Consider the following 22,950-nt stretch of genomic DNA (forward strand, 5'->3'; position numbering starts at 1 on the left):
AACTTCACATATAATATTTTCCATTTTCTGTACATACTCCTTTTATATTGGAAAATTTTCAAGTAACTATTAATTATACATAGGCATTTACTATAAGAAAGCTTCGTAATTTATTGAAGGAGGAACGATTCAAATGTATCCTCATTGGAATCCAAATATAAATCAACAGTATGTTTATTCCCCTCATCCCGCAAGGAATACATTGCATCATGATTCACAATATATGATGCAGCGTATTGCAAGTCTTGAAAATCAATTAACTAAATTAATCTCATTAATCGAGGAAAATAATCAATTAATTAAATCAATGGAACAACAAAAAACCAAGTTTGTGCGCCAGCTGGAGGTTCTGTTATCGTTCGTATGTGATCTGGATGCAATAAAAAACACACTTTGTATTATAAAAGTGTGTTTTTTATTCATTATTTTCTTTTCGTATGGAACCCTTGTGTAATTCGATCTAATATAATTGCGATTACTACGATAGCTAATCCAGCTTCAAATCCCATTCCGATATTAACTTGTGTTACAGAGCGATATACATCAACTCCAAGTCCTGGAGCTCCTACAAGTGATGCTGTTACAACCATCGATAACGAAAGCATAATGCTTTGGTTCACACCAGCCATAATCGTTCCGGTTGCAAGTGGTAATTGTACTTTAAATAGTTTTTGTGATGCTGTGGATCCAAATGCATTCGCTGCTTCAATTAAATCTTCTGGAACTTGTCTAATTCCTAAGTCAGTAAAACGAATTGTCGGTGGCATTGCAAAGATTACTGATGCAATAATTCCAGGTACTACACCTACTCCGAAAAATGTAATCGCTGGAATAAGGTATACGAATGCAGGCATTGTTTGCATAAAATCTAATGTTGGTTTTAAAAATTTTGAGAAACGTTCATTTTGAGATGCTAATATACCAATTGGAATTCCGACAATAATTGAAATAATAACAGACGTAAGTACGAGTGCCAATGTTTGCATCGTTTGTGCCCAGTAGTTAATATTCAAAATAAATAATAATCCAATAAGCGTAAAAATGACTAAAGATAATTTCCTCGTTGTGTACCAAATGAGGAAACATAAGATAATAATCATCAATATGGCGGGTATTATTGTTAAAAAATTAGTGAGTAAATCAACAAATCCGCCAATAATATAAGAGAATCCTCGGAATAAGCCTTCAAAGTGCTCATATAAACTTGCAACAAATGAGTCGACCCATTCCCCTAATGGAATCCGCGGTCTACTATTCATCGTCTTTCACCTCTTCCTCAATGTTTCCTGCAAGAGCTTGAATGACACTTTCGCGTTTAATAATTCCTCTTAGCCTTTTCTTCTCATCGATTACTGGTAACGGATATTTCATCTCTGCCATTTTTGCATATGTCTCTTCCAGTAAAGTATCCAAATACACATGCGGAATATCATTAAGTAATAAATCAGCAATCGGCCACTGTTTTTGTACTGCTTTACTCGCATCATCCGCAGTTAATATACCTAAAAACTCATACTTTTTGTTTACAACATATACAGTTGAAACACCTGCATTCCTCATAATTTGAAGGGCTACACGAGGTCCACGATCAATTAATAAAGTTTCTGGTCGTTTTAAAATAGACTCCGCCGTAATTACTTTTCCTAAATTCACATCCGCAACAAACTTTTCTACAAATTCATTAGCGGGGCTCATCATAATTTCTTCTGGTGTTCCAATTTGGACGATTTCTCCATCTTTCATTAATGCGATACGATCTCCAATTCGAAGCGCTTCGTCTAAATCATGCGTAATAAATATAATCGTTTTTTCCATTTTATCTTGTAACTCTAACAATTCATCTTGCATTTCTTTTCGAATAAGTGGATCTAATGCACTGAATGACTCGTCCATTAGTAATACATCTGGATTATTCGTTAGTGCCCTTGCGATTCCAACGCGCTGTTGCATACCACCACTAAGTTGACTTGGGTAATTATCTTTATGATGATCGAGTCCTACTAACTGTAGCGATTCTAACGCTTTTTTCTCTCGCTCTTCAACCGGAACTCCTTGTATTTCTAAACCATATGCAACATTTTGTATAACTGTACGATGCGGAAATAGAGCGAATTTCTGAAATACCATACTCATTTTCGTTCTTCTTACTCTCCGTAACTCTTCTTTTCCCATCGTTGCGATGTCTTCACCATCTATGTATATATGACCTGCAGTTGGTTTAATCAATTGATTTAACATACGAACTAGCGTAGATTTCCCGCTACCAGACAAACCCATAATAACGAAAATCTCTCCAGAGTAAACTTCAAACGTTGCTTTTTTCACCCCAACGTTCATTCCTGTCTCTTTTAAAATTTCCGATTTACTTTTTCCTTCTTTTAATAAGGAAAGGGCCCTTTGCGGATGTTTCCCGAATACTTTTGTTACGTTTTCAACACGCACCTTTGTATTATCCATGTCACTACTCCTTTTCTACCCATCTATTCACATAGTGTTGCGATTTTACAAAGAAATATTACATAAAAATGACATTCATAAGATTTCTTTAAAATTCTCGTTTCCGTTCATAATAAGAATGCTTACTTATACATTTATTTTATAAGGCAAACGTTACTTAGGAGGTTTTCGATGCGAAAGAAAATTTGGTTTATATGCCTTGCATTATTTATTACTATGATTTTCACTTCATGTAATGCAACAAATGCAAATTCGAAAGGAAAAATTAAACTTGGTGTAACAAGTTGGAAAGAAAATATTGCAACCGCAAACATGTGGAAAGTTTTATTAGAAGAAAAAGGCTACAAAGTTGAGCTCATGTATTTAGAAAAAGCCGCAATTTGGACTGGTGTCGCTCGTGGTGATGTTGATGCGAATTTAGAAGTATGGCTACCAGTTACAGATAAACCGCTAAACGATCGTTATAAAGATGATATTGTCTTAAAATCAAAATGGTACGAAGGTACTGGACTAGGTTTAGTCGTCCCTTCTTATATGAAAAACATAAACAGTATCGAAGATTTAAATGCTCATAAAGATGAACTAGAGAATAAAATTGTCGGTATCGAACCCGGTAGTAGTCTTATGAATTTAACGAATAAAGCAATGAAAGAATATGATATAAAACTAAAACTTGTCCAATCCTCTGAAGCTGCGATGATGAGTGAACTAAAGAAAGCATATACGAAAAAGAAACCAATCGCTGTTACGCTTTGGAATCCGCATTGGGGCTTTTCAGAATTTGACTTAAAATATTTAAAAGACCCTAAGAAAGTATATGGTGAAAAAGATGACATTTATTACTCTGTTCGTAAAGGTTTCGAAAAAGACCATCCGGATATCATAAAATACTTTGACAAATGGAAGATGAACGATGAACAGCTTGGTACATTAATGGTCGAGTTAAATAAAACGAAAGATCCCGAAGAAGCGGCGCGAAAATGGATTAAGAAGAATCAAGCGCTAGTTGATGAATGGATAAAAGATTAATAAAAATAGGCTAGAGGGTTAGCATATCCTCTAGCCTGTTTTTAACTTATTTTTTCGTAACAACGTTATCTACAATCCCATATGCCTTCGCTTCTTCTGCAGTCATAAAATAATCTCTTTCTGTATCATGTGCTACTCTTTCAATCGGTTGCCCCGTTTTTTCTGCAATCATTTTATTAATATCATGCTTTAACTTTAATATTCTTTTCGCAGTTATTTCAATTTCTGTTGCTTGCCCTTGTGCACCACCAAGCGGCTGATGAATCATAATTTCACTGTTAGGGAGAGCAAACCGTTTTCCTTTTGCTCCTGATAATAATAACAATGCACCGAATGATGCCGCAAAGCCCATGCATAGCGTTTGCACATCTGGTTTAATTAAATTCATCGTATCTAATATTGCAAAACCTGCTGTCGTTGAACCGCCAGGGCTATTGATGTATAAGAATATATCTTTTTCTGCATCTTCTGCTTCTAAAAATAATAATTGCGCTACGACACTACTCGCTACTTGATCATTAATTTCTGAGCCGATAATAATAATGCGGTCTTTTAATAACCTTGAATATATATCATAGGAACGTTCTCCTAATTTTGTTTGTTCTACTACATATGGAATTGCATTCATTTTAAATCCCTCCAATACTTGTTATGCTGCGTAAAGCATATAACTGTAGGAAGAAGGGTTTTTCACATTAAATAATAAGACTGGCTGTTTAGATGGTAATTTAGTAAAATCTATTGTCGGAAGAAGCTTCGTTAATAATTCTGGTCTTTCCTCACGAATAGATGTTACAACAACTTCAATATCCTCTGTGAATTCGACTATCTCAATCCCTTCTTCACTTACAGTTTTCAGCCTATTTCTACTCCGAAATAAAGAAGCTTTCACTGCACCTTCTGATACAGAACACACTTTAGCAATATCAGCGATACTATATTGAAAAACATCTTTTAATAATAAAATTGCGGATTGCTGTACATTTAATGAAGACAATACTTTCCCTACCATTTCATGCAAATCTGCAATGTTCTCATGTGGTTCTTCAAAAGTGATTTGTCCTCTTATTTTTTCATGAACAGACTTAGACTTCATCTGATCTAACCAACGATTTCTTGCTATTTTATAGACGAGTGTCATACAAATATCTTTATTTCTATATTTTCGAAGCACTTTACACACTGTTTCTTGGGCGAGATCTTCCCCATCCCATTTGTTTTTCGTTAAAAAAGTACAGTATCTTTTTAACTCTCCATATTGTTCAATTAAAAAGTTTATATTTGAATGATTCATATCGATATGATTCTTTAAAACATGAGTTACTTTTGTGCACAAAATAACCACTCCTTTTCAGCGCTTACTTAATAAACGATTCAACATTAAAAAAAGTTACGGGGATATAAAAAAATAATGTTTATGTTCAATAATTCGCGGTCATAAATATGTTATGTACAATTTTACGTGAGGAGGAACAAATTTGCCAAAATTAACAATTGAAGGTGCGGGAACTTTTGATGTGAAAGAAGGAACAAAGTTAGTATTAGCAATTGAAGATAGCGGTGTCAACATTCTTCATCGTTGCGGCGGGAATGCACGTTGTACAACTTGTAGAGTAGAAATACTAGCAGGTGATTTCTGTGAAGCGAGTGCGAATGAGAAACATGCAATGACGGAAAAAGGAATTGAAGATCATTTACGATTATCTTGTCAAATACGTGTACATAAAGATATAGTCGTTCGTCCGGTACTTACAGTTGAAAATTCAGGTCTTGATGCTGGGCCACGCCCGGCGGAGTAAAGTGATGAATTTAAAACAGCTCGCTGGCGAATATGCTGCTAACTTTGTAAATGATGGCATGAAAATTGGGCTTGGTACAGGTTCTACTGTATATTGGACAATACAAAAATTAGGTGAACGTGTAAAAGAAGGATTATCATTTCAAGCTGTACCAACATCAAAGGAAACTGAAGCATTAGCACAGCAACTAAATATCCCCCTAATTTCGTTAAACGACGTACAAAGCCTTGATCTTACAATTGATGGAGCGGATGAAATTGATTCAAATTTACAACTTATAAAAGGCGGTGGTGGTGCATTACTTCGTGAAAAAATCGTTGCCTCTTCCTCTAAAGAACTAATTATCATTGCTGATGAATCGAAATTTGTAACACATTTAGGTAATTTTCCATTACCTGTTGAAATCATCCCTTTTTCATGGAAACAAACCGAAAATAAAATTCAGTCTTTAGGGTGTCAAACCACATTACGTTTGAAAAATGATGAAACTTATATAACCGATAACAATAACCTGATTATCGATTGTATATTCCCTAATCATATTTCTAATCCTGCCCATTTACACACCCAATTAAAAATGATTACTGGTGTAGTTGAAACAGGGTTGTTTATAAGTATGACGAGTACAGCAATTATTGGTACTAAAAATGGGATAAAGAAATTGTAATAAAAGCTAACTTTTTAAAGTTGGCTTTTTAGTATGTTCTTCTTCTCTTAATAGTGCTTTATTATGATATACTAGGAAAACGCAAACTGATTACACTAGAAAGGACTGAACATTTTGCAATCCAAACTTATAACAGAACTTGCTGATTTAGAAACTGCCTTTCATATTCGAAAAGAAGTATTTGTAAAAGAACAAGGTGTCCCTCTTGCAGATGAATTCGATACATTCGATGAAATCGGAGAGCAATGTAAACATATTTTAGTTTATTATCATGAACTTCCTGTAGGCACAGGTCGTATACGATTTGTTGATGGTGTCGGAAAATTAGAACGTATTTGTATTTTAAAAGATTATCGTACATACGGATTAGGTAAAGTCATCATTCAAACGTTAGAAGAACTTGCTCGTAACGAACAAGTTATGAAAGTGAAACTACACGGTCAAACACAAGCTGAAGGATTTTATAAAAAATTAGACTATGAAACTTCTTCTGATATATTTATGGAAGATGGCATTCCGCACATACTTATGACGAAAATGTTATCATAATAAAAAGGGTAGTATATGAATCTTATGTATTCATACACTACCCTTTTTTATTAATAGAAAAGTGAATTCTCAAGATTACCTTTTGCATCAAAGCCCATCATCTCTTAGTTCATACCTAAGTAAAGCTTACACTGTTTTCCATAATGATAATGCATAAATCCAGTTTGGATCACCATTTCCTTGATAACTCTGGACTGCTTCATATACTTTTCCTTCGTGTAAAACTCTATCTCCCTTTTTATATGCTTTTTTTGCATCCCACGCTTCATATGAAGCGCTTTCGGTTTTTGTAGTAATTGTGAATATATCACTCTGTACGGATTCATTTCCAGCTACATCAACAGCTTTCACTACATATTTATAAGTAGTATTAGCGAGCAGATTTTTATCCAAATAAGAAGTTGTATTGGATGTTGCAATCTTTTTCATTGATCCTTCTGTTTCTCTATAAATATCATAATGGTCTACACCAATATTATCGTCAGATGGACTCCACATTAAATCCACACTTGACGCTGTCGTTCCCATACTATGTAATCCTTTTGGTTGTGTTGGTGCTTCTGTATCAGGAGTCTCAACTGTCGTTTTTACTGTAAGCGCTGTACTTTCTGTCGATACATTGCCAGCTGCGTCAATTGCTTTTACAGTATAAGAGTATTCTGTACTTGGTTGTAACTTCTTATCAATAAAATGAGTCCCTGGTACTGTATCAATCATCTCTCCGTTACGGAAGATTTGATATCCTTTTACCCCTACATTATCCGTAGAAGCGTTCCATGTTAGTTCTACACTATTCGCTGTTACTTTTTGCGTCTGAAGTCCATTTGGAATACTTGGTGCTTCTATGTCTGGTTTCACATCATTAATAAGATTAACATCAATTACATTATAGAATGCATTTGCTGTATCAGCTACATCCCATACTGCTAAAATCACATGATATCCACTACGATCAGTAGGTACATTGATTTTATGAGTTAAATTATTTGAAGCTGCAGAACCATCATGTTGTACAGTTCCAATTGGTTCGAAATCTGCTCTTGTTAGCGCTTTATTTGGATTCCATCCTTTTTTAGTAATATAGTAATGCCACTTACTCGTTAAGTGAGGCGCAGTATACTTCCAAGTAAATGTATTTTCCCCACCAGTGATTGTATTTTTAAACCAACGATTTGCTGTTTGTTGATCTAAAATACCACCAAATTTTCCGCCTGCTGAAGCAATTTGTCCATCTACTGGACCACCTTGTGGGAACCCTTTTGGAGCTTCTAAACTTTGTGGTTCATACATAACACTTCCACAGTTTACATTTAGCGCACCATAAGTTGGACTACATAAAGCGGATCGGCTACCGGGCTTTTCAACAAAACCGTGCGCATAAGCATTTTGAGGAATAAGTGTCGTACTAATAATTCCAGCTGTTAATGCTACAACTCCTAAACTTTTTTTGTTCATTTTCATATTTTGTAGTTGTTTTAAAAATCGATTATTCATGTTCATGTCCCCTTCTTGTTATACTTTGTAGTGGAATGTGGGCTTTGATGTAAAAGAATAACAAGAGACAAACTTGTACCGATGTATGTGTTAATTATGCATACACCGCAGTGAAAATATATTTTTTCCTTGTGAAATATTTCACTTTATGAATATATCATGACATAGAACTCGCCTAAGCATGTGCAGAAGTTGTGCAGAAACAGTGAAATTATTACTAACATATAAAACCACATCCTGAAATCATAAATTAAAACTTTAATTAGTTGGGGTTTTACGGTCGGTTAATACGGGATAAAATAAAAGTGTGCAGCAGAAATTGTAGACTTAGTTCTCAAAATTCACATTTAGTATTTTCATTTTTTCCATTTAAACAATTCTTCTCTTCCTACAACAGAAAAGTGTCTATATCATTTAATATAGACACTTTTTTCATGTATAACTTTATATTTATTACTGACCTACAAATGTAAAAATTTCATCAACAGCTTCCTTATATCCACCCGATGTTCGGAATGATTCCTTCAAATTCAAAGCAGCCTCTTTATATGAAGGGTTATTTAAAATTAACTCCACACTTTCACGCAATTTCTCCACGGTTAATTCATTCATATGTAATTGAACTCCTGCTCCAAGACTCTCCACTTGCTTTGCAATTGCTGGCTGATCTGCACTTTGCGGTATTACAACGAGCGGAACCCCGTTATATAATCCTTCATGCGTACTGTTCATCCCGCCGTGTGTAATAAATAGTTTCGTATAAGTAAGCAGTTCGGTTTGAGGCACATAGTTTTTCACAATGAAGTTTTTAGGGATTTCGCCTAGATCACTTATTTTTGTTTTATTACCAATAGACATAACAATTGTATGCTCACTATTCTCAAAGGCCTTCATACACAGTTTATAAAAGTCAATCGCTTCATTAAAAACAGTACCTAATGAAATATAAATCGGACTTTTTTCTTCAATTGAAGTAAAATCAACGTCTCTGTTTTTCATTTGTGCAGAGATAGATGGTCCTACAAATTTATATGTTTCATCAAACGTATCACCAAAAGGCTGAAACTCCTTAATTGTATACACAATAGTAAGAGGTGCAGGATTACAGAAAACTTCATACGATGATTTTATTTCAACACCATATTTTTCAGCAATTCCCTTCGTTAAGTTTTGAAAATCATTCTGTATTTTATCATGAATTTCTACTGGGATATTTTTTGACAGATGACCTAACATTTGCTCAAAGGATTTTTCATCCTGCGCAAAAGATGTGCATGAATTTATGGCTGGAAGTTTAAGAATTTGAGCAATTAAATGGCCACAACCAAACATAGAATCATGAATCATGTAATCAAAATGTTCACCTTCAATTTGTTCTAGAACGCTAGATATTACAATATCCGCTGTATGTAGAAGGCCGTTTATTCTTTCCTGTAAATAATTTCTGCCTCCAGATAGAAACGCTTTTATAAATTTTTGATCATCAATCGTTCGTACAGTAGCACCTGTCTTCTCAATCCGATCCCTGAAAGCTTCTATTGAAAAATAAACGACCTCTTCACCACGAGAAATCAATTCTTCTACAACTTGTAAAGTTGGATTTATATGTCCTTCTGATCCAGCGTTAATAAATAAAACACGCGCCATAATAAACACTCCTTACGTTAAATCGTTTCTATGTTGGCAAGAGTACGGATTTTCTCCATACTCTTTTCTTAGTTGTTCGTAGCATGTTCCTACTAAATTGACCTAGCGAGTCTAAAACCGAGATCATCTATATGAAATGTAGGATGGCTTCGACGACGACAAGTAGCGCCGCACCCTCTCGCTGTTTCAGCCCAACTACCACCACGAAAAATGCGATATGATCCGTACACTGTTTCATCATACAAATCATAACACCATTCCCAAACGTTCCCTAGCATATCATAAAGTCCCCATGCATTCGGTTCTTTTTGGCCAACGTCATGAATCTCTCCATTTGAATTTTCATTATACCACGCTATATCATGAAGTTTCCCGTATGTATATCCGGTTGTACTTGCTTTACATGCATATTGCCACTCTGCCTCACATGGTAATCGGTAGCCATTTGAATCTAAATTACATTTCACAATTTGACCACCATCACTAATAGAATAATATTCTTTTAATCCCGCTTTTTTTGAAAGTACATTACAAAACGCAATGGCATCGTTCCATGAAATATTGACAACTGGTTTATGATTTTTATCAAAATTATTTAATGGACTATTTGTAATAGCATCATATAGTTCCATTGTTACAGCATACTTCGCAAGAAGAAATGGTTGAATTTGCACTAGCCATTCTTTTTTTATTCGATCATCTCTTAATACTACCTCTCCAGCTGGAATATTTACCATTAATGAATCGATTGTTTGAATTAAATCATTAGTCATTTTCTATTCCTCCAAACGTTCATTTTATATGAATTTATAGTCATATACTCATTACAAAATACAATTTTCAAAAAGCGTTAAATTTTTCATAATAAAAAACGATTAGTTTAATTAAACTAATCGGTAAGATCCAAAAAGAATTGTTGTGTCACATTGTATTATTATATGTGCTCTAAAAATTTCCGAACCTCATTTGGAGATTTTAAAACAATAACCTTTTTCTCTTCGGACAATTGCTCTAACCCTTTTAAAATTGTAGGTCGTTTAGCATTAGGATATTTCCATATCCATTTAAAAAATTGCAAATCAAATCTTTCTTCACATCCCGCGCCCATATCTGGTCTTGTTTTATTCCGGTATTTTACAATTCTTTTAAACGCACGATAAATACAAATTGTTCTATGAATATCAAGGAAGATAATTGTATCAGCTGCATTCAGTCTGATATCCATCGTCCCGCCATAATTCCCATCAATAATCCACTTCTCATCTTTAATTAAGTTATTTTGAACTGCTATTTGTTCTTCTCTCGGAACACCTTCCCAATTCGGTTTCCAAAATAATGCATCAAGATGATGCACCTTAATATTTAATTTATTTCCTAACTGCCTTGCTAATGTAGATTTTCCTGAACCACCAGAACCAATTAATATTATTTTTTTCATACCTTTACGATACATTCTATAACTTCTTCAATAGCTTCCTTATTAGCAAAAATCCAGAAGAACATTTCTTCATTTAACTTTAATAAATCTGGTAACTGGACAAAATAAGCAATAAAGATAATTTGAATTGAAAGCATAACATACCAAATAGCTTTTAGTTCTTCTTTCGTTAAATCATTTTGTTTATAATAACCTTCAAAGACTTTGCTAACGATATGTAACCATTTCCCTCTTAATCTTTCATTACTAAATAGCTCGCTTAATACACTTGTACAGCAATAACATAAATCAAATATTTTTACATTATTTTCTAAAATCTCAAAATCTATAAACCCTTCCAGTTTATCATCTTTAAAGATTACATTTGATAGATGCATATCACGATGAATAATTTGTCTCGGTAATGAATGGACCGTTTCCTTGAAAGCTGCGTGCATTCGCTCCATCTTTTGAATTACCTCTCGATGAACATACTCATTCTTTTCTAAAATCGGTATAGCCCATTCAAATACCATCTTATATAAATCTCTTTTTATTAACTCATGGTCACTATTCACCGAATGTAATGCTTTGTGCAGATTAGCTATTTCTTCTCCAATTGTACTTGCTAGCCTTTCCAGCTTATTCGTATCTTTTATTTCTAAAACACTTCCGGCAACATACTCATATAAGCAATAATATTTTTCTTTATATAATACATATTGTTCATCATTTTCTGTCTTTACTACTCTCTGTACTTTAATTCCCTTTTCATACAGTTGCTTCAAAACATCGAATTCAACTAGAAGTTGCTTTATCGATCCCGTTCTCTTTAAAATGTACTCTTTATTCTTGCATAAAACCTTCGCTACTTTTGGTTGCATTACAGTAGCTGTGACATGTTCATTTCGAAACCAAAGCTTTGCAATTTCCAGTGCTTGTTCCATTTACAAATACCCCTTTTACAATTCTTATTTCTTCCGAAAAATAACCTCACACAGTATTCCCACTCCAACACCAATTGTATAAGCCACTACATCACTCCACAAAAAACCGTATCCCAACACGAGTCCCCCCAAAGTCGTTGCACGAATGCTATCTATCCATTCCGCATGATACAATTGGCTCGCTTCAATCCCGTAGCAAAACATTAAACTAATAAAAGCCAACTTCTTCGTCTCTGTTTTAGGAAACAAAAATCCAAAGCCAGTGAAAATCATTAATGCCCATAATGCATCACCTAAATAATCATTTAATAGATGTGGTAGTGCAAAAGCAAACTTTCTTGAGCTAAGACCTAAAATAATAACAACTATAGTAAATAGTGCATATACTACTCTATTTCGTTTCGTATTCATTTTAAAGTCTCCTAATATGTAATGTAAAACTGTAAATAGCTAGTAAAACAAAGTTATTTTACTAGCTATTTATTGATTGCTTTTATGATAAGAAAATGTGGATTCATATTTAAATAATGATATGATTTTTCGCTTACTTCTTTCATTTTTTCAATTGCCTTCGGTTCCACTATCTCTTCTAATACAAAATAATTTGTAGTTTCATTTAGTATGTCTTGTAATGATCTTCTAAAAAACTTGACTTCAATAGTAATATTCGGTTTAACCCAAGTATCTATTAATAACTGTTTTTCAAAATAATTTTCACATGGAAACTTTGTGAAATCCATAAAAGGATGATGAATAGAATAAATAAGTTCTCCACCTGGCTTCAATACACGACGAAATTCTTGAAATACTTGATTCCAATTTTCTATATAATGAAGAGTTAATGAACTTACAATCACATCATACGTATTATCTTCAAATGGCAATGTTTCTTGCAGATCATGACAAAGGAACGTCGCTTCTTCTCCTATATTTTCTTTTGCTGCTTTTACCATTTCAGGACTTACATCAATTGCTGTAACATTTGCTCCTCTTCCTATGAATTGAGAAGTATACCATCCAGCTGCACATCCAGCATCTAATATCTTTTTTCCTTCTAGTTCCTTTGGAATAAGCTCCATCATCGCCGGTCTTTCATAATAACTGTTATATGGATTTGCGAAATCTAGATTTTCTTTATATGTACTCGCTAATTTATCATACGTATCTTTAATCGAATCTTTCATTACACACACTCCTAATACATATTAATCCATTAACTCCTGCTGCTTTTTCTTTGAAAATGATTGTAGTACTAAATCATACGACCAATCAATCATTTTATTAATTTGCTCCTGCTCTATACCCTTATGAATATAAACGGTATTCCAATGTTTTTTATTCATATGATACCCTGGAATAATTGTTTCTGGATAATCTTCTCTTATTCTTAATGCGACTTCTGGATCACACTTTAATGTAATCGCAGCCTTTTCACCTTCTTCATGATTTACTATCGCAAATATTTTATTATTAAGCCTCATACATGTTGCACTCCAGCCATCTGGAGAATCTTCTGTCGCTTTTCTTTTCGATAAACAGTACGCTCTTGTTGCATTCATTTTAATTGGCACCTCTTATTCTTTCCCTGTTTGATTACGATGCATCACAATTTGCTTCGTTGCTTGAAATTGCTGCTCACCGTAAAACTTTATTAGCTTCTCTCCGCAAAATAGACTAACAATATTAATATGAGATATTTCTCGAAGTAATATTGTAAGCATTTTCTCTCCAATACCTTTATTTCTTACATTCTCATGTACGACAACATCTTCAATGTATGCTCGAAAAACACCATCAGAAACGACTCTAGCAAATCCAACTAATTCATTTTCTTCCCATACTCCAATGGCTATACTATTCTTTAACATTTTTTCAATATCGACTTCTTTTCTTTCTGGCCACCAACCGACAGAATCATAAAGCTTCTTAATTTTTTCTGCACAGATTGGTTGTTCTTGTTGCAATTTATACGTGTACATATGCTTTCTCCCATCAATCAGTATACATAATATTATTATAATCTCTTTTCAAAAAAGTGCTGACTATGACCTTTTGGATGATCTTCAACGATACCATACTCTCGGTAACCGTGCTTTTTATAAAATTCTGGCGCTTGAAAACTAAATGAATCTAGCAATATTAATCTGCACCCTTTTTCCTTCGCAATTTCTTCAATTTTATGTAACAGTTGACTACCATAACCGTCATGACGAACTGATTTATCAACCCATAAAAAGTCGATATGAAGATGATAAAAATACATCGTACCTGTTACACCACCAAATATTTTTCCTTCTTCATTTTTTACTACGAGGCTTACTTTTTCCATCGGCTGTTTTACTTCATCTGTTAAGATGGACATATTATATTGAATGACTTTATTTTTAATGTATTCTCCTTCAATACGTGTACCGTTCTCTATATGTTTCATATACATTGCTTCCTTTCAACTTAGTAAGCTACATTTTATTTTTCCCCTTTAAAATACTAATCAAAACGAATCCACCATATGTAACAAAGCATGAAAAGCCAATTATCCCTGGTACAGAGACATAGCCTACCCTTATGTAATTTATAACTGCAAAACAAGCGATAGACAATAAAATAGATGGCCAAAATATAACAGCTATTTTTCTTCGCCCTCGTTTCGATGTACTTTCTTTCTCTTCAGAAACACGTGTGCCAAAAAGCAATACAATACAAATAAGGATCGCTGCAAAGTAAATTGTATCTAATGACAAATTGTGATCATATAGGGCGATTCCAACTTCAAGAGCAATAATCGTTAAAATTAAAATAATGATTGTTAAAGTCTTTAAGTTTCTTTTCAATCGCTCACTCCTAGCATGCTTTCACTATATTCTTTGTATATGTACTTTAAAACTACTGCAAAAGCTTCATCTACCTCTTTATTTTCACGGCGATTCGGTAAATCTTTTCCCCCAATCACATAAAGAAGTGGGAATTCGTTAAACATTCCTATAATACCAATATTTATTGTAGCTGTGAGTAATCCACCTGTCATATGAGTTATATGATAATATGGAATTTCTTCATACTCTCCTTGCTGTCTTACCATGCCGCTAATAATTGGTTCCCATAATTCTGGTTCTGATTTATAACCTTGAAAGGTTTGTATGAAAAGGGCAAGAACTTCACTTAATTCTCCAACATTTTTCTCATCTCTAGCATTCTCTTGTATATGAATTTTTGAAAAGTACGTTTGTGCGTACATTTTCACAGCATCCCATCCACCACAGTGCATTACAACTGACTGTGCAACGTAACTATCATGACAAGCAATCATTACCTCTACCGCTTGACTAAGTGTTAAAGAAGTTCTTCCTTGTAAATGCGGATATAACTGCGCACTATCTTCATGTGGATTAAATTTAATGTAATGAAGTATATCATTCCAATTATGTTTATTTTCCTTCACCATTTGCGTTACTACAAATCCAATGACTAATTTTGCTGCTGATGCTAACGGAATATTTAATTCACTATTATACGAAGCAACTATACGATTATTTTTTGTAGAATAAATTGCGATTCCCACATAATTAGATTGTACCTCTTTTATTTTATTTATAACAGTTTCCATTTCTATCCCTCTTTTTATATCGTTATATTAACTTCTAATATTTCAACATTGAATGTAAAAAAACCTTTTCATTAGCTATTAAAATAAGAAAAAGGTAGCATGAATTTTTTCTTGCTACCGAAAAATATTTATTCTTCTATAGGATTTTCAGGACCGTTAAGTTCCAGCTGATAAAAAGCTAAATCTAGCCATTTATTAAACTTATAACCAGCTTTTTTTATTGTTCCTGCATGAACAAATCCATAGTTTTGATGCAAGGCAATACTTTTCTCATTCTCTGCATCAATTCCAGCAATTAAGGTCATATACCCTCTTTCCTTTGCAATTTTGATTAATTCTTTCATTAATGAAGACCCAATGCCATTTTTTCTATATGCCTTATCTACATACACAGAATGTTCAACTGAATATTTATAAGCAGGCCACGCTCTAAATGGGCCGAATGTCGCAAATCCTACTACTTTATTATCTAATTCATATACGATAATTGGATACTCTTCAGCCTTTTTTTGTTCATACCAATCTATTCTATTTTCAAGGGTTACAGGTTTATACGCATATACAGCTGTTGTATAAAGTATCGCATCGTTATAAATATCTAAAATGTATGCTAAATCTTTTTTCGTTGCTTCCCTTATCATTATTTTCTTCCTTTCATCATGTTCACCTTATTTTACTATCTTTTTAATAGTTTTATTTTATCGAAATTTCCGATTTTTATCTACATACGAATACTAGCTTTTCGGAAACCATCAAATATATTTATTGCAGCAGATAACATGTAGAAGAAAATTCCTCCCCCAATGAGCCACGTTTTAAACTCCTCTGAGGAAATAGTAAATGCATTTGCCAAATACGTAATAAACCCTGCGTTAAATACATGTGGATTTACTACAATTACAATGAATACTATCGTCCCAGCTATTTGAAGAATAGCATTCCCAATCGCCAATCTTTGCGTCCATTGTCCCTGCACTAATTTATAAAGGGATATACATATTTCAAAAACGATCATAATTACAACGATTGGCCAGTACTGCAATAAAACATCTTGATTAAAAGTTGGCGAGACAAACTTCAGTCCATTTGCCGTACCGTTATATACGCCAACAAGATAATTCGCATAAAAGTAAAGTGTAGCCCAAACTGCTGTCCACATTAAACCTCCAAAAACTTCAAACTTCGAGATTGCTTTTTTCTTTGGGATATACGAGATGTTTTTCAAATCATCTGGTGTCCATTTTTTTAAACTTGTCGTCAACGGCTCGATACCTTTGTCTTTATCTGTTCTTTCTAAAATAACAAACACAACTGTCAACCAGAAAAATACATGGAGGCCCACTTCAAAAATTCCCCCAATGCCTTTACCTATCAATTGTAAAATAACATTTAATACCGCTTGATCACCACTATAGCCTATAAAATTTTCTGCAACCATTGATATGAGTGCAATGACAGCTGCGATTGGTATAATCATTTTTAACAACGTTGTATATACATCAAAATAACGTGGTCCAATTAAATGCATCGGTCTATCCAAATAACCATTAGCCAATGAAACCGGACTCCCCAATTTTTCGAGAACGCTCTTTACATCTTTCTCATTATAATCTTCAGGTAACATATCATCTATAGTTGACCTTAGTTCAAGTGTAATATCTTCACGATTTTTTTCAGGTAATCTCTTCGCAACCTCTTGGATATAGAGATCAATTAAATTCATTCTCTTCCTCCTCCTTTAATAAGTTATAAAGTTCTTTCGAATCCTTTATCCATTCTTTTTTCAACTGCAAAAATATTTCTAATCCATAATCACTTAAAACATAATACTTACGAGGTCTACTCTCCGTTTTATCCCAACTACTCGTCACTAATTCCTGCTTTTCTAATCGGCGAAGTAGTGGATATAAAGTACTTTGATCAATTGTAACCCCTGATTGCTCTAATAACTGGACAAGTGAATATCCGTACTGCGGCGTTCTTAATTGACTTAAAACAGCTAACGTTAATGTCCCTCTTCTTAACTCAGTAATTAACGAATTTAATAAAGTATCCATTCACTCACCTCATTTCCATTACTATATGTCATACAGTATGTGTTTTATACTATGTATCGTACAGTATTAATGTGACAAAAACTATAATTTTTTACCAAAAAACAGATAATGAACAGCGCAAATTATATGATTTGTGCTTTTTTAGCTAAGTTATATATAACACTCTATAAGGTAACAACCTTAACTACTAATTTTGAAGTTCCAGTAATGCTATATTAAGTTACAAATATCGTATACATATGATGTGAACATAACATCTCACTATAGGAAGCTATAAAAACGGTGAATTACCATGCTTGAATAATTCCCGTTTTCAGCACCTAATCAACGTTATTTCCTTCATAAACTTCATCTTGTTCAAAATCTTTATTTTTGTTTGGTTTATTAGAGAAAAATAAAAAAACAATTAAATTAGGTTAATTGTTTTTCAAATACAAAATCTTTATTTTTTTAAATAACCTATGATATTCGAAAAGACAAATTCTCCAAATGCAAGTGGTATATAAATAAACCATAACTTTAATATTGCCTTTGTTTCTTTGTGATCAGAATCCCCCATTAAAACCAACCCTATCCTTTTTCTTCTAATATTTTCATTTTAATTCCAATAACAAGGAAATTATACCATTTATTAATGTTTTAGTCTATTTTTTCTGAAAATTAAATAAATAAAATTCTTGTATTCCCTCAATATTCAGATAAACATAATAACTTTTTTACGTTTCATCTTCAAAGTCAATAATGACTCCTGTTAGAACCGCTACATTACCAATCGATTGGATCCCGTGACCAATAAAATCTACCTTAAATTCTTCCTACTTTAATTTATGTAATGATATAATAACACTAAATTTTCAACACGTGCTTAATAGATTGGGGACTTATAATGGATAAACCTCTCACTGCATTACAAACTATTATTATACATATGAATACAACTGAGCATTGGCATGATTTTATTTGTTACTGTCAGCATCGCGAAGCGGGACTTCGAAAATTAGCTTTTAAACATTTAGAGACATTTATTACAAATGCAAAGAAATGGGAATCAAAAGATCAAGAAGAGTTTGCCATTTCGCTGTTTACTATTTTAGATGTATTAAACGAAAAAGATGAGGTCTTAACTTTCTCACTAAATAGTTTTCTAATTGACATTCTATATAGATGGACAGAAAACAACCCATTTGATTCAAGACCTTTTAGATGGATAGGAATTTATATGGACTCTAGCAATAAAGAAGACGATTTAGAAAAATCCCTTCGAAAAGCGATTGAATTAGGTGGTGATACCGAACAAGAAGCCATGATATACCTAGTTTCTAATTACATCAATACTTTAGAATTTGGTACACATGAATTCCCTTCAGGTTATTGCGGAGATTTAAGTGAATGTATAGAAAAACTTCCCTATATGCTTCAATTAATTGATAGAATTCAGAATAAGAACATAAAGGAGCAAAACATTGGGCAAATACAAGAACAACTACACCTTATTCTAGATTGGTTAAAACATACACAAATTCCAGTAGATGCCGTTCGTGTACGGGAAAAAGAACAAACTAAGGAATTAGAAAAGGTCATTGTATATTATTTACACAACAGCTCAAGTCGTTAATTCATCGTGTACAGAGATAATAAAGTTGTTTAAAAAACGCCAGTCATGTTATTCAACAATCGGGCTATATAACGGAATAAATCCTTGTAAAAATTAAAAATATTTGAAATAATCGTCATTAAGTTGAAGTAGAGCGATTGCAGAAAAAGGTGATACGACTTTTTCTTACTTAATAATTGCACGATAGTTAAAAAATTCAACTAATTATATTCCGAAAGGGTGTGTGTAGTATCTTATCAACTAATGTTTTTACTTATAAATCTAAGGATGGAAAAACAATAATAATTAGAGAAGCTAAAGAACGGGATGCAGAAAGAATACTAGATTCTGCTTCAAAAGCTTTAATAAACGCTCCATACATGCTAAGTACGGTTGAGGATGTAAAAAAGGTGCGTATCGATGCTATTCAAAAAACGTTAAAAGCTTATCATGAAAATCCAAATTATGTACAGTTTATTGCTGAAGTTGATGGTAAGTTAGTCGGTGCAATAGATTTTAAGAACGGAAACAAAGAAAAAATTAGTCATCAAGGGGCTTTTGCGATGACCATACTACCCGAATATCGAAATTATGGTATTGGAAGAGCTCTTCTAGAAACGTTAATCAATTGGGCTAAAAATAACAGTAAGATTGAAAAAGTTTGTCTTGAGGTAATGGAAGATAATCTAGGTGCAATCCAGTTATATAAGAATCTAGGCTTCTTTGAAGAGGGTAGAAAAGCAAAGGGTGTAAAATTGGATGGTAGCTATCAAGATTTAATATTAATGGCTTTATTCGTTTAAAATTGAACATTAATTTCAATATAAAAAGAGGGTCTTCATAGTCATCTCCCTGTTAAGTAGACAGTAATAGAAACCCTCTTTTTATATTTATCCCACATTAGCTTGCAGTAAAACTCCCCACTGATTATAGTTTCACTTTATTTTAATCCTTTAATTAAAGGTGACGCTTCCCCACTATGGAAAATCCATAGGTCATGAAGTGATCTCGTACATCCAACATATAGTAACTTTGCATCATGTTTTGTGTCTTTGTAATGTTCTTCATCCACATCAATTAAAAGCACCGCATCAAATTCTAAACCTTTCGCTAAATAGACAGGTACTACTGATATACCACCTTCATATTTACTTTGGTTTGCTTCAATTACGTTTACCGTTAATCCTGCATTTGTTAATTCCACATATATATCACGGCATTCATCTTCTGTTCTTCCGATTACCGCAATTGTTTTCACATCTGCATTTTGCAAATGTTTTACCGTCTTCACAATTTCAGTAAATTGATTTTCCGCATGAATTACTTTCACATCTTCTCCACTGCGGAAGACTGGTGTTGCGAGTCCTACTGGGATTTCTGCATTTTTAATTATTTCATTTGCAAATTCAATAATTTCTTTTGTAGAACGATAACTTCTTGTCAATTCATAATAACCGGTTTCTTGGAATACTTCCTTAAAAGCATTCCAATCTTCAATTCCTTGGTAATCATAAATCGCTTGCGATAAATCACCTAATATAGTGAAAGAATTACCTAATGTAATTTCTTTTAATACATAAACTTGGAAAGGCGAAAAATCTTGCGCTTCATCAATAACAACGTGATGAAACTTCTGCCCGATTTCAATCCCTGTTATACGATGATGTATGTATATTAAAGCTGGTAAATCTTCTACATACACTTCTTTTTTACGACAACTCTTTTCTGTTTCTTTAACAAGTTCTTCAGGTAATACCTCGAGTATTTCTTTACTTTTTACTATTGAACTATACAGTGAAAGAGCACTCATTTTCGGCCAAAACTTCATATATGCGTTCAGTCTCTTAGTCGCTTCTTTTTTAAGTAATTTTTTCTCGTTTGTTTCCCCGAATTTTTTAAGTTCAATTTCAATCCAGCGCTTCATTCGTCCTACTAATCGTTCTCTTCTTTTCTGTAAAGGATAATGTTTATATTCAACTTGCATCCATTTTTTAATATCTTCTACTGGAATAATCGCTCTATCCCACGCCTCAAAATCTTTTGTCGGAACTAACTCATTTTCAAATTGGATCATTCTCTCTTCAATAAACGTCTTAAATTCCAACGTACCCTTTAATTTACCTAGCATTATCTTCTTTTCATCACGATTAATTGAAAATGCTTCTTTCAATTTTTCTTCTGTCTGCTTTAGTTTCACTGAATCATCTAACGTACGTAATGCCCAATCCAGAAACGTTGTTTGACTAATATTCCCTACACCTAATTCAGGAAGTACACTCGAAATGTAGTCTAAAAACAGACTATTCGGCGCAAATACGATCATTCTTTCTGCTTCTAGTTGTTCACGATATTCATAAATTAAAAAAGCAAGGCGATGTAAAGCAATTGTTGTCTTTCCGCTCCCTGCAACCCCTTGAATAAGTAATGGTAAATTTCTTTCCGCTCGAATAATATCATTTTGTTCCGATTGAATCGTTGAAACAATATCCTTTAGCTTATTATCTTTATTCTCACCTAATCGATATAGAAGAAAATCATCGGCATGCGATACATCTTCATTTCCTTTTACATATGTATCAACAACACGTTCAAGTTCTCTTTTTCGAATGGAAATGTTTCGTTTTAAATACACATCACCTTCTACTAACCCATCTGGTGATTGATAAAATGCTAATTCTTCTCCACCGGTAAATGAATAAAACATACTTGCGACAGGCGCCCGCCAATCAATAATTATTGGCTTCATCGTGTCCACATCCGAAACCCCTACTTTTCCGATATAAATCGGCATAACTTCTTCTTTTCCATCTTCCTGAAAATCTACCCTTCCAAAGTACGGCTCTTGCACACCAATACGTAAGTTTTGTCTATTAGACTCCCTCATACTTTCAAGAATTTGCTCTTTAAAATCTTCTCCATAATAAACCGGGGTTTTTTCAAGCTTATCCAATTGCTCATCCATCGTATGTAAAGTATCCTTCATTTTTTGTAACTCATCTTCAAATATGTTGCTCATTTCGACGATTCCCTCCTGTCCGTTCTAATTTTTCAGTCGAAGTATCATTGTATTAAAAACCCAATCATAAAGTCAATAGTTTCCGTTTAAATTTTCCGAAAAAACTTACTTTTCATCTTTCTAATTTAAAAAGAATATGCAACATCTAAATCACACAAATACACATATAGTATAGTGATGCATACAAAAGATACTACTTTCTATTTGTCTCCTATTTAATTTATCTATTAACAAATATTGTAAAAATTAAAAACTTTAATCAATGGGCGTTTTACTGCCCACAAATAGTAGGATAAATAAAAGTAAAGGAGGCTCTTCGAATGAATATTTTTAATATTTTGAATCCATCTCAAGATTAAATATGCTTTTATCTGGCTGTATCCTTATGGTTTGTTGGTCAATTATGTATGTTGAAATATATAGACTTACAAAATCCGTCTGGCCATGTGTTATCATGCATGCGATCGAGGATGCTGTTTCTACTGTTTTAGTTACAATAACAGGGATTATTACTCTTACAAACAGTAGTGATTTTTGGTTAAATCCTACTAGCGGGGTCGCTGCTACTGTTTTATTTCTCGGAATTGGAATCGTACTAAGAACTATAAGAATAGAAAGAGAACGACAATTATTCACACAATAAAAAGCAGATAATGAATTCGTCATTATCTGC

At 33.3% G+C, this 22,950-nt stretch carries 26 protein-coding genes and 2 pseudogenes; 8 read left to right on the plus strand and 20 right to left on the minus strand.

The annotated features are described in order from the left end of the window. The first annotated feature begins 133 nt into the window (after positions 1 to 133). Positions 134 to 369: pseudogene (locus N2V80_RS13760) on the plus strand (hypothetical protein). Positions 370 to 422: 53 nt separating this feature from the next. Here the strand turns inward: N2V80_RS13760 and N2V80_RS13765 are convergent. Together N2V80_RS13765 and N2V80_RS13770 are read right to left on the minus strand one after the other, a co-directional pair. Beyond that, complete coding sequence (locus N2V80_RS13765) at positions 423 to 1,259, minus strand: ABC transporter permease (RefSeq protein WP_061655771.1); 837 nt, start codon at positions 1,257 to 1,259, stop codon at positions 423 to 425. Continuing rightward, positions 1,252 to 2,457, minus strand: a complete 1,206-nt coding sequence (locus N2V80_RS13770) for a quaternary amine ABC transporter ATP-binding protein (protein WP_000370606.1) — start codon at positions 2,455 to 2,457, stop codon at positions 1,252 to 1,254. The genes N2V80_RS13765 and N2V80_RS13770 overlap by 8 nt, the downstream gene beginning before the upstream one ends. 171 nt (positions 2,458 to 2,628) lie before the next feature. Between N2V80_RS13770 and N2V80_RS13775 the strand changes: the two genes are divergently transcribed. Next, positions 2,629 to 3,486: a glycine betaine ABC transporter substrate-binding protein gene (locus tag N2V80_RS13775; protein ID WP_001227619.1), complete on the plus strand. Its 858-nt coding sequence runs from the start codon at positions 2,629 to 2,631 to the stop codon at positions 3,484 to 3,486. Between the two features lie 46 nt (positions 3,487 to 3,532). Here the strand turns inward: N2V80_RS13775 and clpP are convergent, their stop codons facing one another. Together clpP and N2V80_RS13785 are read right to left on the minus strand one after the other, a co-directional pair. After that, entirely contained in the window at positions 3,533 to 4,114 is a 582-nt protein-coding gene (clpP, locus tag N2V80_RS13780) for an ATP-dependent Clp endopeptidase proteolytic subunit ClpP (protein ID WP_000991611.1), read from the minus strand. Positions 4,115 to 4,135: 21 nt separating this feature from the next. Beyond that, the gene (locus tag N2V80_RS13785; RefSeq protein ID WP_000337520.1) at positions 4,136 to 4,822 is read right to left on the minus strand and encodes an RNA polymerase subunit sigma-70; all 687 of its coding nucleotides are present in this window, start codon (positions 4,820 to 4,822) and stop codon (positions 4,136 to 4,138) included. A gap of 142 nt (positions 4,823 to 4,964) precedes the next feature. Between N2V80_RS13785 and N2V80_RS13790 the strand changes: the two genes are divergently transcribed. The 3 genes from N2V80_RS13790 to N2V80_RS13800 all read left to right on the plus strand — a co-directional run bounded on the left by N2V80_RS13790 (position 4,965) and on the right by N2V80_RS13800 (position 6,501). Then, a complete protein-coding gene (locus tag N2V80_RS13790) occupies positions 4,965 to 5,285 on the plus strand; it encodes a 2Fe-2S iron-sulfur cluster-binding protein (protein ID WP_061655772.1) in 321 nt (106 codons plus the stop codon). A gap of 4 nt (positions 5,286 to 5,289) precedes the next feature. Further along, positions 5,290 to 5,952 carry a ribose 5-phosphate isomerase A gene (gene rpiA / locus N2V80_RS13795; RefSeq protein WP_001049986.1) on the plus strand — a complete coding sequence of 221 codons (663 nt, stop codon included), beginning with the start codon at positions 5,290 to 5,292 and terminating at the stop codon, positions 5,950 to 5,952. 114 nt (positions 5,953 to 6,066) lie between these two features. After that, a complete protein-coding gene (locus tag N2V80_RS13800; RefSeq protein WP_061655773.1) occupies positions 6,067 to 6,501 on the plus strand; it encodes a GNAT family N-acetyltransferase in 435 nt (144 codons plus the stop codon). A 126-nt stretch (positions 6,502 to 6,627) separates the two neighbouring features. On the opposite strand, the gene N2V80_RS13805 is transcribed toward N2V80_RS13800, so the two are convergent. The 15 genes from N2V80_RS13805 to N2V80_RS13875 form a co-directional block, all read right to left on the minus strand. After that, positions 6,628 to 7,995 (minus strand): lytic polysaccharide monooxygenase, encoded by a 1,368-nt coding sequence (locus N2V80_RS13805; RefSeq protein ID WP_001065164.1) that lies wholly within the window; start codon positions 7,993 to 7,995, stop codon positions 6,628 to 6,630. A 453-nt stretch (positions 7,996 to 8,448) separates the two neighbouring features. Continuing rightward, complete coding sequence (locus N2V80_RS13810; RefSeq protein ID WP_000124885.1) at positions 8,449 to 9,642, minus strand: macrolide family glycosyltransferase; 1,194 nt, start codon at positions 9,640 to 9,642, stop codon at positions 8,449 to 8,451. 92 nt (positions 9,643 to 9,734) lie between these two features. After that, positions 9,735 to 10,415, minus strand: a complete 681-nt coding sequence (locus N2V80_RS13815) for a formylglycine-generating enzyme family protein (RefSeq protein ID WP_000180359.1) — start codon at positions 10,413 to 10,415, stop codon at positions 9,735 to 9,737. Positions 10,416 to 10,576: 161 nt separating this feature from the next. After that, entirely contained in the window at positions 10,577 to 11,080 is a 504-nt protein-coding gene (locus N2V80_RS13820) for a DNA topology modulation protein (protein WP_000720552.1), read from the minus strand. Then, positions 11,077 to 12,006: a phosphotransferase enzyme family protein gene (locus N2V80_RS13825; protein ID WP_000434098.1), complete on the minus strand. Its 930-nt coding sequence runs from the start codon at positions 12,004 to 12,006 to the stop codon at positions 11,077 to 11,079. The genes N2V80_RS13820 and N2V80_RS13825 overlap by 4 nt, the downstream gene beginning before the upstream one ends. Positions 12,007 to 12,030: 24 nt before the next feature. Then, complete coding sequence (locus N2V80_RS13830; protein ID WP_001093461.1) at positions 12,031 to 12,417, minus strand: ribosomal maturation YjgA family protein; 387 nt, start codon at positions 12,415 to 12,417, stop codon at positions 12,031 to 12,033. A 65-nt stretch (positions 12,418 to 12,482) separates the two neighbouring features. Further along, on the minus strand, positions 12,483 to 13,190 hold the full coding sequence (locus N2V80_RS13835) for a class I SAM-dependent methyltransferase (RefSeq protein ID WP_000655256.1): 708 nt from the start codon (positions 13,188 to 13,190) through the stop codon (positions 12,483 to 12,485). 21 nt (positions 13,191 to 13,211) lie between these two features. Further along, entirely contained in the window at positions 13,212 to 13,565 is a 354-nt protein-coding gene (locus tag N2V80_RS13840; RefSeq protein WP_000994622.1) for an MmcQ/YjbR family DNA-binding protein, read from the minus strand. A gap of 15 nt (positions 13,566 to 13,580) precedes the next feature. Continuing rightward, the gene (locus N2V80_RS13845) at positions 13,581 to 13,985 is read right to left on the minus strand and encodes a GNAT family N-acetyltransferase (protein ID WP_000288970.1); all 405 of its coding nucleotides are present in this window, start codon (positions 13,983 to 13,985) and stop codon (positions 13,581 to 13,583) included. A 35-nt stretch (positions 13,986 to 14,020) separates the two neighbouring features. Further along, positions 14,021 to 14,437, minus strand: a complete 417-nt coding sequence (locus N2V80_RS13850; RefSeq protein ID WP_000680418.1) for a GNAT family N-acetyltransferase — start codon at positions 14,435 to 14,437, stop codon at positions 14,021 to 14,023. A 28-nt stretch (positions 14,438 to 14,465) separates the two neighbouring features. After that, a complete protein-coding gene (locus tag N2V80_RS13855) occupies positions 14,466 to 14,837 on the minus strand; it encodes a hypothetical protein (RefSeq protein ID WP_000827981.1) in 372 nt (123 codons plus the stop codon). After that, positions 14,834 to 15,610: a serine hydrolase gene (locus N2V80_RS13860; RefSeq protein ID WP_061655774.1), complete on the minus strand. Its 777-nt coding sequence runs from the start codon at positions 15,608 to 15,610 to the stop codon at positions 14,834 to 14,836. Before N2V80_RS13860 ends, N2V80_RS13855 begins: the two co-directional genes overlap by 4 nt. A 128-nt stretch (positions 15,611 to 15,738) precedes the next feature. Further along, positions 15,739 to 16,251: a GNAT family N-acetyltransferase gene (locus tag N2V80_RS13865; protein WP_061655930.1), complete on the minus strand. Its 513-nt coding sequence runs from the start codon at positions 16,249 to 16,251 to the stop codon at positions 15,739 to 15,741. An 80-nt stretch (positions 16,252 to 16,331) separates the two neighbouring features. Continuing rightward, positions 16,332 to 17,333 (minus strand): HAAS signaling domain-containing protein, encoded by a 1,002-nt coding sequence (locus N2V80_RS13870; RefSeq protein ID WP_001048881.1) that lies wholly within the window; start codon positions 17,331 to 17,333, stop codon positions 16,332 to 16,334. After that, a complete protein-coding gene (locus tag N2V80_RS13875; RefSeq protein WP_000380301.1) occupies positions 17,320 to 17,667 on the minus strand; it encodes a PadR family transcriptional regulator in 348 nt (115 codons plus the stop codon). Before N2V80_RS13875 ends, N2V80_RS13870 begins: the two co-directional genes overlap by 14 nt. Positions 17,668 to 18,553: 886 nt before the next feature. Here N2V80_RS13875 and N2V80_RS13880 point away from each other — a divergent pair. Continuing rightward, positions 18,554 to 19,282: a hypothetical protein gene (locus N2V80_RS13880; RefSeq protein WP_000360495.1), complete on the plus strand. Its 729-nt coding sequence runs from the start codon at positions 18,554 to 18,556 to the stop codon at positions 19,280 to 19,282. Between the two features lie 221 nt (positions 19,283 to 19,503). Next, positions 19,504 to 20,064, plus strand: coding sequence for a GNAT family N-acetyltransferase (locus tag N2V80_RS13885; protein WP_000337114.1), 561 nt, complete (start codon positions 19,504 to 19,506; stop codon positions 20,062 to 20,064). Positions 20,065 to 20,201: 137 nt separating this feature from the next. On the opposite strand, the gene N2V80_RS13890 is transcribed toward N2V80_RS13885, so the two are convergent. Then, positions 20,202 to 22,277 (minus strand): HelD family protein, encoded by a 2,076-nt coding sequence (locus N2V80_RS13890; protein WP_061655929.1) that lies wholly within the window; start codon positions 22,275 to 22,277, stop codon positions 20,202 to 20,204. Positions 22,278 to 22,611: 334 nt separating this feature from the next. On the opposite strand from N2V80_RS13890, the pseudogene N2V80_RS13895 reads away from it, so the two are divergent. Next, positions 22,612 to 22,920 (plus strand): annotated as a pseudogene (locus N2V80_RS13895) (CPBP family intramembrane glutamate endopeptidase); the annotation flags it as partial. Positions 22,921 to 22,950: the final 30 nt, after the last annotated feature.

Source organism: Bacillus sp. FSL W8-0640, assembly GCF_038007725.1.
GTDB classification, from domain to species: Bacteria; Bacillota; Bacilli; order Bacillales; family Bacillaceae_G; genus Bacillus_A; species Bacillus_A cereus.